The sequence below is a fragment of the Tsukamurella sp. PLM1 genome, assembly GCF_023168325.1.
Lineage (GTDB): Bacteria > Actinomycetota > Actinomycetes > Mycobacteriales > Mycobacteriaceae > Tsukamurella.
In genome coordinates this window covers 2,560,764-2,576,656 of the sequence record NZ_AP025688.1, presented here as the reverse complement: position 1 = coordinate 2,576,656, position 15,893 = coordinate 2,560,764, and the positions used below count along the sequence as shown (strand labels likewise).

Annotated in this window: 9 protein-coding genes and 5 pseudogenes; 6 read left to right on the top strand and 8 right to left on the bottom strand. The window is 70.9% G+C overall.

The window, feature by feature from the left end:
• Positions 1-450, top strand: a complete 450-nt coding sequence (locus tag MTP03_RS13310) for a limonene-1,2-epoxide hydrolase family protein (protein ID WP_248488699.1) — start codon at positions 1-3, stop codon at positions 448-450.
• Here MTP03_RS13310 and MTP03_RS13305 read toward each other — a convergent pair.
• From MTP03_RS13305 to MTP03_RS13295, 3 genes and pseudogenes are all read right to left on the bottom strand, one after another.
• Positions 441-2,117, bottom strand: coding sequence for a serine/threonine-protein kinase (locus MTP03_RS13305; RefSeq protein WP_248488698.1), 1,677 nt, complete (start codon positions 2,115-2,117; stop codon positions 441-443). The genes MTP03_RS13310 and MTP03_RS13305 overlap by 10 nt on opposite strands.
• A gap of 61 nt (positions 2,118-2,178) precedes the next feature.
• Positions 2,179-4,359 (bottom strand): PQQ-binding-like beta-propeller repeat protein, encoded by a 2,181-nt coding sequence (locus tag MTP03_RS13300; protein WP_248488697.1) that lies wholly within the window; start codon positions 4,357-4,359, stop codon positions 2,179-2,181.
• 192 nt (positions 4,360-4,551) lie between these two features.
• Positions 4,552-5,699, bottom strand: a pseudogene (locus MTP03_RS13295) (acyl-CoA dehydrogenase family protein).
• A 343-nt stretch (positions 5,700-6,042) separates the two neighbouring features.
• On the opposite strand from MTP03_RS13295, the gene MTP03_RS13290 reads away from it, so the two are divergent.
• The 4 genes from MTP03_RS13290 to MTP03_RS13275 all read left to right on the top strand — a co-directional run bounded on the left by MTP03_RS13290 (position 6,043) and on the right by MTP03_RS13275 (position 8,161).
• A complete protein-coding gene (locus tag MTP03_RS13290) occupies positions 6,043-6,249 on the top strand; it encodes a hypothetical protein (protein ID WP_248488696.1) in 207 nt (68 codons plus the stop codon).
• Positions 6,246-6,539, top strand: a complete 294-nt coding sequence (locus MTP03_RS13285) for a hypothetical protein (protein ID WP_248488695.1) — start codon at positions 6,246-6,248, stop codon at positions 6,537-6,539. The genes MTP03_RS13290 and MTP03_RS13285 overlap by 4 nt, the downstream gene beginning before the upstream one ends.
• A complete protein-coding gene (locus tag MTP03_RS13280) occupies positions 6,536-7,483 on the top strand; it encodes a hypothetical protein (RefSeq protein WP_248488694.1) in 948 nt (315 codons plus the stop codon). The genes MTP03_RS13285 and MTP03_RS13280 overlap by 4 nt, the downstream gene beginning before the upstream one ends.
• Before the next feature lie 261 nt (positions 7,484-7,744).
• Positions 7,745-8,161: a VOC family protein gene (locus MTP03_RS13275; RefSeq protein WP_248488693.1), complete on the top strand. Its 417-nt coding sequence runs from the start codon at positions 7,745-7,747 to the stop codon at positions 8,159-8,161.
• Here the strand turns inward: MTP03_RS13275 and pgl are convergent.
• The 5 genes and pseudogenes from pgl to tkt all read right to left on the bottom strand — a co-directional run bounded on the left by pgl (position 8,158) and on the right by tkt (position 14,452).
• Positions 8,158-8,925, bottom strand: a complete 768-nt coding sequence (gene pgl / locus MTP03_RS13270) for a 6-phosphogluconolactonase (RefSeq protein ID WP_248488692.1) — start codon at positions 8,923-8,925, stop codon at positions 8,158-8,160. The two genes, MTP03_RS13275 and pgl, sit on opposite strands and share 4 nt — an antisense overlap.
• Positions 8,925-9,838: pseudogene (gene opcA, locus MTP03_RS13265) on the bottom strand (glucose-6-phosphate dehydrogenase assembly protein OpcA). Before opcA ends, pgl begins: the two are co-directional and overlap by 1 nt.
• Positions 9,835-11,354 (bottom strand): annotated as a pseudogene (gene zwf, locus MTP03_RS13260) (glucose-6-phosphate dehydrogenase). Before zwf ends, opcA begins: the two co-directional pseudogenes overlap by 4 nt.
• A 7-nt stretch (positions 11,355-11,361) precedes the next feature.
• A complete protein-coding gene (tal, locus tag MTP03_RS13255) occupies positions 11,362-12,468 on the bottom strand; it encodes a transaldolase (RefSeq protein WP_248488691.1) in 1,107 nt (368 codons plus the stop codon).
• A gap of 9 nt (positions 12,469-12,477) precedes the next feature.
• Positions 12,478-14,452, bottom strand: a pseudogene (gene tkt, locus MTP03_RS13250) (transketolase).
• 425 nt (positions 14,453-14,877) lie between these two features.
• Here tkt and MTP03_RS13245 point away from each other — a divergent pair.
• A pseudogene (locus MTP03_RS13245) lies at positions 14,878-15,846 on the top strand (heme o synthase); the annotation flags it as partial.
• Positions 15,847-15,893 lie beyond the last annotated feature (47 nt).

The following is a 15,893-nucleotide window of genomic DNA, read 5'->3' as shown; positions in this document are numbered from 1 at the left end:
ATGACTGACGTGGATCTGCGGAACGAACAGGCGACGGTATTGACCTTCCTCGCCGACATGGCGGACGGGCGGGCCGACGCGGCCATCGCCGCGTTCGACGAGCACGTGGTCTATACGAATGTGGGCCTGGCCACGCTGCGCGGGCGCGACCGCGCGGCGCGGGTGCTGCGGCTGCTCGCGAGGCCGGGGGTCGGGTTCGGGGTGGAGGTCACGTCCATCGCGTCCGACGGTGCCGTGGTCCTCACCGAGCGCATCGACGAACTGCGGGTGGGACCGCTGCGCGTGCGGTTCTGGGTGTGCGGGCGCTTCGACGTGCACGACGGGCGGATCGTGCTGTGGCGGGACTACTTCGACAACCTCGACATCGCCAAGGGCGTGCTGCGCGGAGTACTCGCTCTCGTGATTCCCGCGGCGCAGCGGCCCCTGCGGCCGCTGCAGCGTCAGTTGTAGGACGTGCTGCCGCTCACGGGGTGAGTATCCGAGATCAGCTTCGCGGCGCAGTGGTCGCGATCGAAACTCTGTTGCAGGCACCAGGCTTTCGCGGGTTCCGCGGAGTCCCAACTCAGTCCCGCGTAGATCGCGATCCAGTACTGGCGATCATGTGAGTACACCGACCAGTCGGCGCTCGAGAGCACCTTGACATCGCCGAAGCGCTGGTCGAAGTACCCGATCTCGCCCAGGATGTCGGCCTCGAACCAGGCCTTGCCCAGGTCGACGACACCGGCGTACTTCGACGACAACTGGGCGACCCAACGGTTGTTGAGCGTCGCGAACACCACCGGCCGGTCGGCCGCCGCGCGTGCCTGCAGCGCGGCGAGCGGATTCGGCGCAGCGGTGGTCGTCTCCGTGGTGGTCGCGGCCGGCGCCTCGGTGGTGGCCTGGCCTGGGGCGGTGACGGTGGCGGTCGCGGTGACGCCCGCGGTCTGCGCGGCCGGCCGGCTCTCGCGGTCGGACAGCGCGACATAGCCGAGCACCGCGGTGGCGCCCACCAGGACCGCCGCGACCACGGCGAGGATCGGCACGGCGCGACTGCGCGCCGGGGCCTGGGCCTGCTGGTACACGGGAGCCATCGGGTACGACGGCGCGGCCGGGTACGACGGCGCGGCCGGGTAAGACGGGGCCTGCGGGTACGATCCGCGCGGCGCCGGAGGATGGGACGGCTGCGAGACGACGGTGGGGTACGAGTCCGCCGGTGGTCCCGGCTGCGAGATCACCGTGGGATCCGACAGCGGCGCTGCGGGACGGATCAGCGTCTGGTCGTACGCGGGGGCGGGCAGCGGCACGTCCACACTGTGCCCGGCGAGCGCCTGCCGGGCGGCCGCGGCCAGCTCGCCGCAGGACGCGAACCGCGATCCGGGGTCCTTGGCCATGCCGCGGGCGATCACGGTGTCCATCGCCGCGGGGACCGGCGCCTCCTCGCTCGGCCGCGGGATCGGGGCGGTGACGTGCTGTTTGAGCATGGCGCCCAGGCTCTCCCCGCGGTACGGGGCGTGCCCGGTGAGGGTCTCGAACAGGACGCAGGCGAGCGAGTAGACGTCACCCGCGACGGTCGCGGAGTCACCGTCGAACCGCTCGGGTGCCGCGTACGCCTGCGAGCCCACGAACAATCCCGCCGAGGTCATCCGGGCCTGCGAATCCGCCACCGCGAGACCGAAATCGAGGAGGTACGGGAAGCCCGATTCGGTGAGCTCGATGTTCGCGGGCTTGACGTCCCGGTGCACGAGGCCCTTGCCGTGCGCGGCGTCGAGCGCGCCCGCCACCTGCTCGACGAGGGTGACGGCGCGGTCGGGGGACAGCGGACCGTCGTGCAGGACCTCCGCGAGATTGCGGCCCTCGACGAGCCGCATGTCGATGAACAGCACCCCGTCGATCTCGCCGAAATCGTGGATGGGGATCACGTGCGGATCCGCCAGGCGCGCCACCGTCTGCGATTCCCGGGAGAAGCGCTCGCGGAACTGCGGATCCTCCGCCGCCGAGGCGTGCAGCAGTTTGAGTGCGACTTCGCGGTCGCGCTGCGCATCGTGCGCGAGGTACACCTCGCCCATGCCGCCGCGCCCCAGCAGCCGGCCGATCTCGTACGGACCCAACGTGGTGCCGCTGCGCGTGCCCTCGCTCATGGATCCCCCTCCCGCTCGTTCTGCGCTGATCGTAGCGGGCGGAACCGACGGATTTCGGGCGTCACCGGTACCGGGTGGAGCCCTCGGAGCCCGCGGTGCTGGAGACCAGCTTCGCGAAGCAGTGATCGCGGTCGAAACCGTTGGCGGCACACCACCGATTGGCCTCGTCCGGGCCGGGGAAGGTGGCGGCCGCGACCGTGACCCACCAGCCCTTGTAGTTGAACACCGGCCACTCGTCGGAGTACAAGAGGCGCACGTCGGCGAACCGCAGGCGGAGGGCGAGGAATTCGTCGAGGATCGCTTTCTCGTCCCAGGTGCGGCCGTCGGCCACGAGCCCCACCCGCTTGCTGGACAGCTGCGCCACCCAGTGATCGTTCAGGCTGCCGAGGATGAACGCCTTGTCGCTGTCCGCCTGGATCCGCAGGGCGCTCAGGCCCGACTGGGGGTTCAGGCCCGACTGCGGCCCGGGCCCCGTCGAACCGATGGGTGGGGCCGACGGAGCCGGGACCCGCGCCCTGCCCGTTCCGGAATCGGGCTGCACGCAGTCGACGAGGTACTGGTGTCCGCCGGGGCCGCCCGCGCCGCTGGAGCCGTTGCCCGTATGCGCGGGCGGGAGAGTGTCGGGGGTGCGGAAGAACTGTCCGTGCCGGAACAGCAGATCGACGGTGGTGCCGGCCTTCTGCCCGTCGTCACCTTCCTCGGGCTTCGGGACGCCGATCGCGTTCGTCGCGAAGTCGAAGGTGCCGCTGGCGATCACGCCGGCGGAGTCGGAGATCGTGACCGCGGTGCCGGCCGAGGTCAGCGCGTCGCCGCCCGGGCAGGTGGCCGTGATCTTCATGGTGACCACGAGCCCGTCCGATTCCGTGCGGAACTTCTGCGGCGTGAACACCGGCTTGCTGCCGCAGCGCGTGTAGTACTCGTCCGAGCCGGAGCCCTCGGCCGGAGTGCCGGTGCTCGTACCGGGGGCGCGGGCCGCTCCGCCGGTCGCCTTGTAGCCGACCACGGCGTTCTTGCCCACGACGACGAGGGTGTCGCCCACCGCGAGGAGCGCGCCCACCTGCTCGCCCGACCCGAGCGGCGACGGGATCGACCATGCTCGTCGTCCGGTCGTCGTGTCGATCGCGACGAGTTCGGTGCCGGACGGGAAGATCAGGTATCGACCGTCGGTCAGGGCGCTGGTGCCGCCACTCGATCCCACCCGGCCGATGCCCGACTGGTCGCGCCAGAGCTCCCGTCCGGTCGCGGTGTCGATGCCGAGGTAGCCGGAGTCCGACTCGAGGACCGTGACGCGAGTGCTCACCAGTGGCGCTTCGACGACGCGATTGTTCGTGGAGGCGGAGACGGAGGCGGACCAGAGGGCGCTGCCGGCGGCGTCATGGAGGACGCCGTCGACGATCACGGCACCGGCCAGGCCGGGCGAGGCCACGGTGGGTACGCCGACGGTGCCGCGGCCGGGGTGCAGGACCTCGCCGGCGGGGGCGATCACGGTGATCGGTGCGTTCGTTCCCGATCCGGAGTCCGCGACCACCATCCCGCCGTTCGGCAGGATGCGCGCGCGATTGCCGGTGTACGTGTGTAGGACGGTGCCGTCGCCGGCCGACGCGACGTACGCGGCGCCGCCGTAGTAGAAGCTGACCAGCGACCTCGTCGCGAGTGCGGCGTGGAAGTCCCCGCCGGGCGACTCGGGCATGGTCACCGGCCGAGACCACTCGACGCCGCTCGCGGTGACCCGCATGATGCTGGTGTCGGAGGTGCGGAACGCGGCCTCGCCGTTGTAGGCGACCATGCCGAAGTGCTTGTCGGACGCGGGCACTCCCGCGCTCACCGTCCGTCCGGCGAGGTCGGCGATGAAGACGCGGGAGTCGTCCGATTGGCTCACGCGGCAGGCGGTGCGGCCGGCCACGACCTGATCCGCGCACGCCAACGACTGGTCGGGCACCCAGGCGCGGCCGGCGGCGTCGATGCCGACCACGGTGCTCCTGCCGTTCACCTCTGCGCCGGTGAGGACGAAGCGCCCATCGGTGGCGCCGCCGGGCGACCCGTACTGCGAGGCCGTGAAGTTGGTCGAGAAGAACGTCGACGCGCCGACGTCCGAGGGACGGACCGTCCACGCGACCGACGGGGCCGTCGGGAATTCGGCGGTGAGTTGCCCCGGGACGGGGCCGGAGTCACCGTCGGACGGGCGGGAGTGCCACCAGTAGATCCCGCCCGCCACCAGGACGACGACGCACACCACCGACACGCCGGCGAGGATCCAGGGAAGGGCGGACCGTCGGCGCGGCGCGGGCGGAGGGGCGTACCCGTACGGAGACCCGGGCTGTTGGGGCGGATACGGCTGCATCCGTCAACCCGATCAGATGCACCGACGCCCGGACAATCATCCGTTCAGATGATTGTCCGGGCGTTGTGTGTGGAGTCGTTGCGCGCGTGGAGATCAGAGCGTGCGCGCGATGATCTCCTTCATGATCTCGTTCGTACCGGCGTAGATCATCTGGACGCGGTTGTCGACCCAGAAGCGCGCCACGGGGTACTCGGCCATGTATCCGTAACCGCCGAACAGCTGCAGGCACTCGCTCGCGACCTCCTGCGCTCGGTCGGAGGTCCACCACTTGGCCATCGCCACCGTGGGGATGTCGAGCTCGCCCTTGATGTGCTTCTCGATGCAGTCGTCGACGAAGACGCGGGCGATGGTGGTCTCGGTGATCACCTCGGCGAGCTTGAACTTGGTGTTCTGGAAGCCGAAGATGGGGCGGCCGAAGGCCTCGCGCTCCTTGACGTAGCGCAGGGTCTCCTCGAACCCGACCTCCATGCCGGCGACGCAGGCCTGGCCGATGATCAGGCGCTCCTGCGGCAGCTGCTGCATCAGCTGGTAGAAGCCCGGCCCTCGTCGGTGCCGAGCAGGTTCGCGACGGGCACGCGGACGTCGTCGAAGAACAGCTCCGAGGTGTCCTGGCCCTTCTGGCCGATCTTGTTGAGGATCTTGCCGCGCCGGAAGCCCTCGCGGTCGCCCTCGACCAGGACCAGCGAGATGCCGGAGGCGCCCTCGTCCGGGTTGGTCTTGCAGACCACGATGATGATGTCGGCCTGGCTGCCGTTGGTGATGAAGGTCTTGCTGCCGTTGATCACGTACTCGTCGCCGGTCTTGATGGCGCGGGTCTTCACGTTCTGCAGGTCCGAGCCGGTGCCGGGCTCGGTCATGGCGATGGCGCCCACCGCCTCGCCGGAGGCCATCTTCGGCAGCCACTGCTGCTTCTGCTCCTCGGTGCCGTACGCGAGGATGTAATGCGCGACGATGCCGTTGTGCAGCGAGACGCCCCAGCTGGTGTCGAAGGCCTGGGCCTGCGCCGCGATCAGCACGGCCTCGTGGCGGAAGTCGCCGCCGCCCCCGCCGTACTCCTCCGGGATCGACAGGCACAGCAGGCCCAGCTCGCCGGCCTTGTTCCACAGGTCGCGGTCGACGTGGTGCTGTTCCATGTACTTCTCGATGTTCGGAGTGAGCTCCTTGGCGAGGAACTTGTCCGCGAGATCGCGGAGGGCGTCGAGCTCCTCGTTCATCCAGCTCGAGCGGCGGCGTGCGGCCATGAGATGACCACCTTTCTGCAGGGTGAAGCGGGCTTGTTGAGCACCACTTAATCAGAACCGCCGCGATCAAAACAAGCAGGGGTGCACGAATGTTGATTAACTTGTGTGTTACGGTGCGGCGCATGGCCGATTGACCTGCGGAAACACAATCTCGGAACCGATCGCCGAGTTGGTGCGTCTAATTGATGCGGAGGAAAAACCAACGAGATCGGGGGAACGAGTTGGCTGCCACACCGCAGGTCTGGTCCGATGCGGCACGAGCGGATGCCGTGGCGGATCAGGCGCACGAGGTCCGTGAGCGATTGGCCCAGATAGTGGGCACGGGGACGGCCGCACGGGGGATGTGCGGGTCACCGTCGGAATCGGGGGACGGCTCACGGGGGTGGTGATCGCGGGGCGCGCGATGGAGTACTCGGGGGAGGCTCTGAGCGCCGAGATCATGACAGCGGCCTCCCTGGCCGAGCGGGCAGCGGCCAGGGAGGTCCACTCGATCACGTCCCACTGGTATCCGGACCACGAGATGTGGAATCAGTACACGGGGGAGCGATGACGGACTTCGAGCTCACGGCGGAAACCGTCCAGGGGCACGCGCAGGCGCTCACGGACATCGCCGGGACGGTTCAGAACGCCGGCTCGGCAGGGCGGACGCGCGTCGGCGCGGGCGATTTCGGGGCGATGTTCGCGCCGCTGATGCTGGCCGTGAACGTCGCGCTCGAGCAGGTCGGCGGCGCGGTGAGCAGGCATGCGGCAGAGCTGGCCGCGCACCGTCGGGACTTCGAACGCACGGCCCGGGAACTCGTGGCCGCCGACGACTCGGGCGCGTCCGGGACGCCCCGATGACCGGGCTGATCGACGGCGTGCCGCTGGCCGAGTCGGTCCGCGACGCGGCGGAGGCCGTGGGCGAAGGTTCCTGGATCGGGTTCGGCGGCGCGGCCTACGGGGCGGTCAGCGCGGTCCGCGACGTCGTGGCCGACCCGATCGGGGCGATCGGCGCCGCCGGGTTCGGCTGGACGATCGAGCACAACCCGATCCTGCGCACGGCGCTCAACGCCGTCTCCGGGAACCCGGAGGCGATCGAGTCGGTGGTCACGACCTGGACGGATGAGGTCGCGACGCCGCTCACCGGGGTGGCCGGCGATGTCGCGCAGGCGGGTTCGAGCACGAGCGCGGGATTCCAGGGCGCCGCGGCCGACGCGTACCGGTCCGCGACGACCGAGTTGGCGGGGCACAGCGAGGCCCTCGGCACCGCGGCGCGGGCCGCGGGTGCGGGGCTGAGCGCCGCGGGAACCCTGGTCGTGGAGGTGCGCAACACCATCCGCGACGAGCTGTCGAGCTACCTCGGCTGGTTGGTGGCCGGCTACGCGATCGCGGCCGCGGCGTCCGCGCCCACGATGGGCGGCTCCCTCGCGACCTTCACGAACGGCGCGATCCTGCGCGGCGCACAGCTCGGACAGAAGTTCGCGGGCATGCTGCGGACGCTGAGCACCAAGCTGGAATCCTTCGCCGGCAGGCTCGGCAAGCTGGGCGAGGCGGCGCAGGCGTTGCAGCGGGCGGCGGCGAGGGTCGACGGTGCCGCGGTCCGCGCCGCAGACCTCGGGGCGTCGGGTGCCGGCTCGACGCGCGTGATGAACGGTCTGGTGAATCGCTGGTTCACCGCGGCTCCGACCACCCCGACCGGTAAGGACATCGCGGTCCAGGTGGGCACCGTCGGGATCAAGGCCGCCGGGGACGGGTGGAAGACGTGGTCCGGGACGGCGTCGCCCGGGGCGGATGGGGCAGGATGACGGGGTGACGGCACGCGACTTACTCGTCCTCGACGTTCCCGACGGTGCGCGGCCCGCGCACGCACGGCTGCTGGGGCGGAACCCGCCGCGCGGTACACGCTCGGCGGTGTCGACGTCGCCGTCGGCGCACCGCCGTGGGCGAGCGGCGCGGGCCTGCTCGTCGCGGCGGACGCCCCCGTCGTCGCGGCGAAGCTCTCCGAGCGCCGCGGCCTCGCGGTCGCCGAGGTCGACGGCGGATTCGCCGGCGCGGCGGACGGGCTCGTGCTCGGTATCGCGGGCCCGACGGTGCCCGGCACCCCGCCCGGGGCGGAGATCACCGGCGTCGACCACGTGGTGCTGACCTCACCGAACCGGGACCGCGTCATCGCGACCCTGTGTGGCCGGCTCGACTTCGACCTGCGGCTGGACCGCCTGCAGCCCTGGGGCGTGCACCAACTGTTCCTGCGACGCGGCGAACTGCTCGTCGAGGTGATCCTGCAGGACGCCGACCCGGCCGGGCCGGACGCGCTGTGGGGTCTCGCCTGGCGCACCGCCGACGCCGACGCGACGCACGCCCGCCTCACCGCGCAGGGGATCACGATGGGCGACGTGAAGCGCGGCGCGAAGCCGGGCACCCGAGTCGCGACCGTCAAGGACCGCGAACTGGGCGTCCCGACGATCGTGCTCGAGCAGTCCTAGGGCAGCTGAGCCGCCGCGGCCCCGTCGACGTACCAGACGGTCTCGTCGGAGCCGTGCGCGCCGGCGCATGGCCAGTCGTCGGGGGACGCACCGCCCACGCCGGCGGCGACGGCCTCCGCCTTCTCGGCGCCGGACACCAGCAGCCACACGCGGCGCGCGGCGGCCACGGCGGGCAGCGTCAGGGTGAGCCGCTTCGGCGGCGGCTTCGGCGAGTCCGTCACCGACACCACCGGCAGGTCCCGCTCGCGCACCGCGTCGGTGTGCGGGAACAGCGAATTGACGTGGCCCTCGCCGCCCATGCCCAGTAGGTGCACGTCGAACCTCGGGACCAGCGAACCACCCACGACCACGCCGTTGCCGCGGGCGGCGGCGTTGTCCGCCAACCGCTTCGCGTACACGCGGGCGGCCAGCGCGCCGTCGCCGCTGAACTCGTCGGCGGCGGGGAACCGGTACACGTTCTCGTCGGGCACCGGCACGTGGTTCAGCAGGGCGTCTTCGGCCTGCAGCACGTTGCGGTCGGGGTGGTCGCCCGCCACGAAGCGCTCGTCGCCGAAGAAGACGTCGACCCGCGACCAATCGATCGCCCGCTCGCGCAACGCCGCCGACAGGGCGTTGCCGTTGGTGCCGCCCGTGAGGACGATCGAGGCGAAGCCGCGCTCGGCCTGCGCCCGCGCGATCACGGCCACGAGGTCGTCGGCGGCGGCGGCGACGAGGTCGGCGGCATCGTCGAACCGGCGGACGGCGGGCGCGCTGGGTGCGGTCATCAGGGCATCTCCGATCGGTCGACGCCGGGCACGCCGCCCAGCGCGGTGTAGTAGACGGCGTCGTCGTCGAGCCGGCGCAGCTCCTCCGCGAGGCAGCCGGCCACGTCCCGTCGGCGGATGGCGACGCGACCGTCGGGCTGGCCCGGGCGCACCAGGACGGCCGTCGAGTTCTGGTCGAACTCCAGGGTGAGCGGGCCGCCCTCCCGATCGAGCCGGACCTCGAAACTGCCGGCGCGCCGGCGTACCGGGACCCGCAGTTGCGCGTGCAGCCAGCCCGCGAGCAGGTCGACACCCGCGCTGTCCGCGGGCCCGGTCACCACCGCTGCCGTGATCGGCTCGAAAGGCGGCTGATCGAGCGCCGAGGTCAGCAGCGCCCGCCACGGCGTGATGCGCGACCACGCGAGGTCGGTGTCGCCCGGGGTGTAGCCCACGCGGCGCAGGTCCAGGGCTTGAACCGGGTCGGGGAGGTCATCGAGTCGGTGATCCGGCGCGACGCGAGCCGGCCCACCTTGTCGGCGGCCGGCTCCACGGGCGCGGCGCCCGGCCACCAGGCGACAACGGGCGTGTCCGGCAGCAGGAACGGTACGACCACCGACGCGCCGTGGTCGGCGAGTTCGCCGTACAGCCGCAGCACCACCACTTCGGAGGCGCCGGCGTCGCCGCCCACCCGGATCTGCGCATCGAGCCGGGTCGGCTCGGCCCGCGAACCGCGGGCGAGGACGATGACGCGGCACGGGTGCTCGCGCGACGCGGCGTTCGTCGCCTCGATCGCGCTCTCCGTGGGCTCGCCCTCGTCGGCGGAGACGATCAGTGTGAGGACGCGGCCGAGCGTGACGGCGCCGCCGGTCTCGCGGAGCCGGACCAATTGCTTGGACACGTCCTGGGTCGAGGTGTCCGGGAGATCGAGAATCATGGTCGGCGCCACGTCCTTCCGGTGCGGGCCAGCATCGCGTCCGCGGACGCCGGGCCCCAGGTGCCGGACTCGTACTCCTCGGGCGCGCCGCCCGCGGCCCACAGTGCGAGCACGGGATCGAGGATCCGCCACGACAGCTCGACCTCGGCGTTCACCGGGAACAGGGACGGTTCGCCGAGCAGCACGTCGAGGATCAGCCGCTCGTACGCCTCGGGGGAGCTGACGGTGAACGCCTCGCCGTAGGTGAAGTCCATGTTGACGTCGCGGACCTCCATGGAGCTGCCCGGCACCTTCGAGCCGAACCGGAGAGTCACGCCCTCGTCGGGCTGCACCCGGATGACGAGCGCGTTCTGGCCCAGTTCCTCGGTCATCGTGTCGTCGAACGGCAGGTGCGGGGCGCGCTTGAAGATCAGCGCGATCTCGGTGACGCGGCGGCCCAGGCGCTTGCCGGTGCGGAGGTAGAACGGCACGCCCGCCCACCGCCGCGACGCGATCTCGACGGTGATCGCCGCGTACGTCTCCGTGGTCGAGGTGGCGCTGAAGCCCTCCTCCTGGAGCAGGCCGACGACCTTGTCGCTGCCCTGCCAGCCCGGGCCGTACTGGCCCCGCGCCGACGTCTCGTCCAGCGGCTGCACCGGGGACGCCGCCGAGAGCACTTTGATCTTCTCCGCCTGCAGCTCCGACGGATGGAAGCTCGTGGGCTCCTCCATCGCGACCAGGGCCATGAGCTGCAACAGATGGTTCTGGATCACATCACGTGCCGCCCCGATGCCGTCGTAGTAGCCGGCGCGGCCGCCGAGACCGATGTCCTCGGCCATGGTGATCTGGACGCTGTCCACGTAGTGGCTGTTCCACGTCGGCTCGAACAGCTGGTTCGCGAAGCGCAGCGCCAGGATGTTCTGGACCGTCTCCTTGCCCAGGTAGTGGTCGATGCGGAACACCGACTGCTCCGGGAAGACATCGCCCAGCACCGCGTTGAGCTTCTTGGCCGACTCCAGGTCGTGCCCGAACGGCTTCTCGATGACGACGCGGCGCCAGCCCTGCGACTGATCCGCCAGGCCCGAGCGTTTGAGCTGCTCGCACACCGTGGGGAAGGCGTCGGGCGGGATCGACAGGTAGAACGCGGTGTTGCCGCCCGTGCCACGCGTCCGGTCCAGGTCGGTCAGGGTCACCGACAGCCGGTCGAATGCGGCGTCGTCGTCGAACGCGCCCTGCACGAATCGGATACCCTCGGCGAGCCGGTCCCACACGTCGTCGCGGAACTCCGTGCGGGAGTGCTTCTTCGCCGCCTCCCGGACCGTCGCGGCGAAGTCCTCGTCGGACCACGCGCGCCGGCCGAAGCCCACGAGTGAGAACCCGGGCGGGAGCAGGCCGCGGTTGGCCAGGTCGTACACCGCGGGCATCAGCTTGCGGCGCGACAGATCGCCGGTGACACCGAAGATCACCAGGGACGACGGCCCCGCGATCCGGGAAGCCTGCGGTCCCGCGGATCGCGGAGTTCGTTCGTCCAGGTCATCGAGGTGTCAGGCCTCGGCCTTGAGCTGCTCGGCCGTCGCATCGAGCAGGGTGCCCCACGCCTGCTCGAACTTGTCCACGCCCTCGGTCTCGAGCTGGTCGAACACCGACGACAGGTCGACGCCTGCGCCCTCGAGGTCGGCGAAGACCTGCGCGGAATCCTCGGCGCGGCCGAGGATCGTGCCATCGGTGACGGTGCCGTGGTCGGCGAAGGCCGCCATCGTCGCGCCGGGCATGGTGTTGACGGTGTTCGGCGCGATCAGCTCGGCCACGTACAGCGTGTCGGGGTAGGCGGGGTTCTTCACGCCCGTCGACGCCCACAGCGGGCGCTGCACGTTCGCGCCCTCGATCGCGGCGAACCGCGCCGCGCCGAAGACCTCCTCGTACGCCGCGTACGCCAGGCGCGCGTTCGCCAGGCCGGCCTTGCCGCGCAGCGCGAGCGCCGCGTCGGTGCCCAGGGCGTCGAGCCGCTTGTCGATCTCGGTGTCCACGCGGGAGACGAAGAACGAGGCGACCGAGTAGATGTCGGCCACGCTCCGGCCCGCCGCGGCCGCGGCCTCGATGCCGTCCAGGTACGCGTCCATGACCTGACGGTGCCGCTCCACCGAGAAGATCAGGGTCACGTTCACCGAGATGCCCTCGGCGATGACGCGGCTGATCGCGGGCAGGCCCGCGAGCGTGGCCGGGATCTTGATGAGCACGTTGGGCCGGTCGACGATCTTGTGCAGCTCGATCGCCTGGGCGACGGTGCCCTCGGTGTCGTGGGCCAGGCGCGGGTCGACCTCGATCGACACGCGGCCGTCGAGGCCGCCCGTCTTCTCGAAGACGGGCGCCAGCACGTCGCAGGCCGCGCGCACGTCGTCGGTGGTGACGGTGCGGATCGTCTGGTCCACGTCGGCGCCGCGGGCGGCGAGCTCGGCGACCTGCGCCGCGTACTCGGTGCCCTTGGACAGTGCGGCCTGGAAGATCGCCGGGTTGGTGGTCACGCCGGTGACCGAATCGGTCTCGGTGAGCTCGAAGAGCTTGCCGGACTCGATCAGGCTGCGCGACAGGTCGTCGAGCCAGACGGAGACGCCCGCCTCGTACAGTGCGGCCAGGTTCGGGTTCTGAGCCATGGTTATCAGCTATCCCTTCGTGTTGGCGATGGACTTCTCGGCCTTCTGGGCCACGACGTCGCCGGTGAATCCGTACTTCGCGAACAGGACCTTGTCGGACGCCGACTCGCCGAAGTGCTCGAGCGAGACGATCTCGCCGAAGCCGCCGACGATGGGCCACCACGACAGGGCGATGCCCGCCTCGACCGCGACACGCGCCTTCACTGCCGGCGGCAGCACACTGTCCTGGTACTCGCGGTCCTGGGCGTGGAACCACTCGATCGACGGCATCGACACCACGCGCGCGCGAACGCCCTTGGCGGCGAGGATCTCCGCGGCCTCCACGGCCAGCTGCACCTCGGAGCCCGTGCCGATGAGGATGACGTCCGGGGAGGCACCGTCGGGGTCGGAGAGGACGTAACCACCTCGCGCGACGCCCTCCGACGAGGTGCCGGCCAGAATCGGCACGCCCTGGCGGGTCAGGATGAGGCCGGTGGGGCCGTTACCGCCCGTGCGCTCGAGGGTCGCCTTCCACGCGGCGACGGTCTCGTTCGCGTCAGCCGGCCGGACGATGTTGAGGCCCGGGATGGCGCGCAGCGCGGTGAGGTGCTCGACGGGCTGGTGGGTGGGACCGTCCTCGCCGAGGCCGACGGAGTCGTGCGTCCAGACGTAGATCGGGTCGATGTCCATCAGCGCGGCGAGCCGGACGGCGGGGCGCATGTAGTCCGCGAACTGCAGGAACGTACCCGCGTAGGGGCGGGTGGGGCCGTGCAGCACGATCCCGTTGAGGATCGCGCCCATCGCGTGCTCGCGGATGCCGAAGTGCAGGGTCCGACCGTAGGGCTGCGCGCTCCAGTCCTCGGTGGAGATCGACGGGGGACCGAACGAGTCGGCGCCCTTGATCGTGGTGTTGTTCGAGCCGGCGAGGTCGGCGGAACCGCCCCACAGCTCGGGCAGGGTCTGGCCGGCGGCCGCGAGGAAGGCCCCCGACGCGGCGCGAGTCGCGATGGCCTTGTCGCCGACGGACCAGGTGGGAAGCTCGGCGTCCCAGCCGGCGGGCAGCGCGCGGGCCTCAAGACGATCGAGCAGCGCCTTGCGCTCGGGGTTCGCGGCGGCCCAGGCGTCGAAGCGCACGTTCCACGCCGTGTGCTCGGCCTGGCCGCGCTTCACCAGCTCGCGCGCGTGCGCGATGACCTCGGGCGCCACGTCGAAGCTCTTGGCGGGATCGAAGCCGAGGATCTCCTTCACCGCGGCCACCTCGTCGGCACCCAGGGCCGAACCGTGGACGCCGCCGGTGTTCATCTTGTTCGGGGCGGGGAACCCGATCACCGTGCGCACGATGATGATCGACGGCTTATCGGTGACGGCCTTGGCCGCCGCGGTGGCCTCCTCGATCGCGGTGACGTTCTCGCCGCCCTCCACGTACTGCACGTGCCAGCCGTACGCCTCGTACCGCTTCGCCACGTCCTCCGACAGCGCGATGTCGGTGTTGTGCTCGATCGAGATCTTGTTGTCGTCGTAGAACAGGATCAGGTTGCCGAGCTGCTGGGTGCCGGCCAGCGACGACGCCTCGGAGGTGACGCCCTCCTCGATGTCACCGTCGGAGGCGATGACGTAGACGAAGTGGTCGAACGGGCTGGTGCCCGGTGCGGCGTCCGGGTCGAACAGGCCGCGCTCGTAGCGCGAGGCCATCGCCATGCCCACCGCCGAGGCGAGGCCGGCCCAGGGGACCGGTGGTGATCTCGACGCCCTTGGTGTGCCCGTACTCGGGGTGACCGGGGTCAGCGAGCCCTCGGTGCGCAGCGCCTCCAGATCGCCGAGCTCCAAGCCGAAGCCGCCCAGGTACAGCTGCAGGTACAGCGTGAGGCTCGAGTGGCCGCAGGACAGCACGAATCGGTCCCGGCCGATCCAGTGCGTGTCCGACGGGTCGTGCACCATGACCTTCTGGAACAGCGTGTACGCCAGGAGCGAGGCTCATCGCGGTGCCGGGGTGGCCGTTGCCCACCTTCTGCACGGCGTCGGCCGCGAGCACCCGGGCGGTGTCCACCGCGCGCGTGTCCAGGTCGGTCCAGTCGGCGGGGTGGTGCGGCGTGGTGAGTGCGTGGATCTCGGCGGTGCTGGTCACGGCGGAAGGGCTCTCCTGGTCGTGTGGGGATGCGTGCTCAAGTGTGAACCCTACTCGGCGGCGGTGCACGGTCAGTGCGAACTGTCGGGTAGCGCGGTGGTGATCACCCGGCGTTTCGGTGCGGACCCGATCCCGATTCTTCCCGGGCGGGGTCGGAGGACTACCATGGGGCGTAGTAGATGGGGTCGGCGCCGGTCGCCGACCCGCGGTGGGGCGCCTGCCTCGCGGCGCGCCCGGTCAGCCCCGGACGCGATGAATAAGTGCCCGGTACAGCCCGGGCCCGTCAGGAGAGAGTGCGGCACACGATGGTTTTCAAGGGTGGGCACGGGACGAACACCCCTGACGCTCGCTCGGCGGCCGCGCCGATCCCCGCCTCGTTCGCCGGGCGCGCCTGGCACACCGTGCTGGCGTACATCGCGCTGACCAAGCCCAAGGTCATCGAGTTGCTGCTCGTCGCCACCATTCCCGTGATGCTGCTGGCGGACCGCGGGCACGTGGACCTGCCGCTCATCCTGTCCACGCTGTTCGGCGGCTGGCTGGGGGCCGCGTCCGCGAACACGCTCAACATGGTCGCCGACGCCGACATCGACCAGAAGATGAAGCGCACCGAGCGGCGCCCGCTCGCGCGGCATGCGGTGCCGGTGCGGCACGCGCTGATCTTCGGCCTGGTGCTCGCGGCCGCGTCGTTCGCGTGGCTGTCGATGATGGCGAACGTGCTCTCGGCGGTCCTGGTGCTCGTCACGATCGCGTTCTACCTGTTCGTGTACACGATGCTGCTCAAGCGCCGCACCTCGCAGAACGTGGTGTGGGGCGGCGCCGCCGGCTGCATGCCCACCCTGGTGGGCTGGGCGGCCGCGACCGGCACCATCGCCTGGCCCGCCGTGGTGTTGTTCCTGGTGATCTTCTTCTGGACGCCGCCGCACACCTGGGCGCTGGCCATGCGCTACCGCGAGGACTACAAGGCCGCCGGGGTGCCGATGCTGCCCGTCGTGGCGCCGGAGACCACCGTCGCGCGGCAGATGGTCTGGTACACGTGGGCCACCGTGATCACCACCCTGGTGCTGATCCCCGCCGCCGGCCTGGTGTACGCGGCCGCCGCCGTGCTGTGCGGCGGCTGGTTCCTGTACGCGGTGCACAAGCTGTACAAGCAGACCAAGGCGGGGCAGGAGATCAAGCCGCTCAAGGTGTTCCTGCAGTCGAACAACTACCTGGCCGTGCTGTTCTGCGCGCTGTCGGTGGACTCGATCCTCAACTACAGCACCGTCTGGCAGCTGCTCGGCACTGAGGTCCGCGGGGCGGCCCGCGGCCTCACGGCTGATGC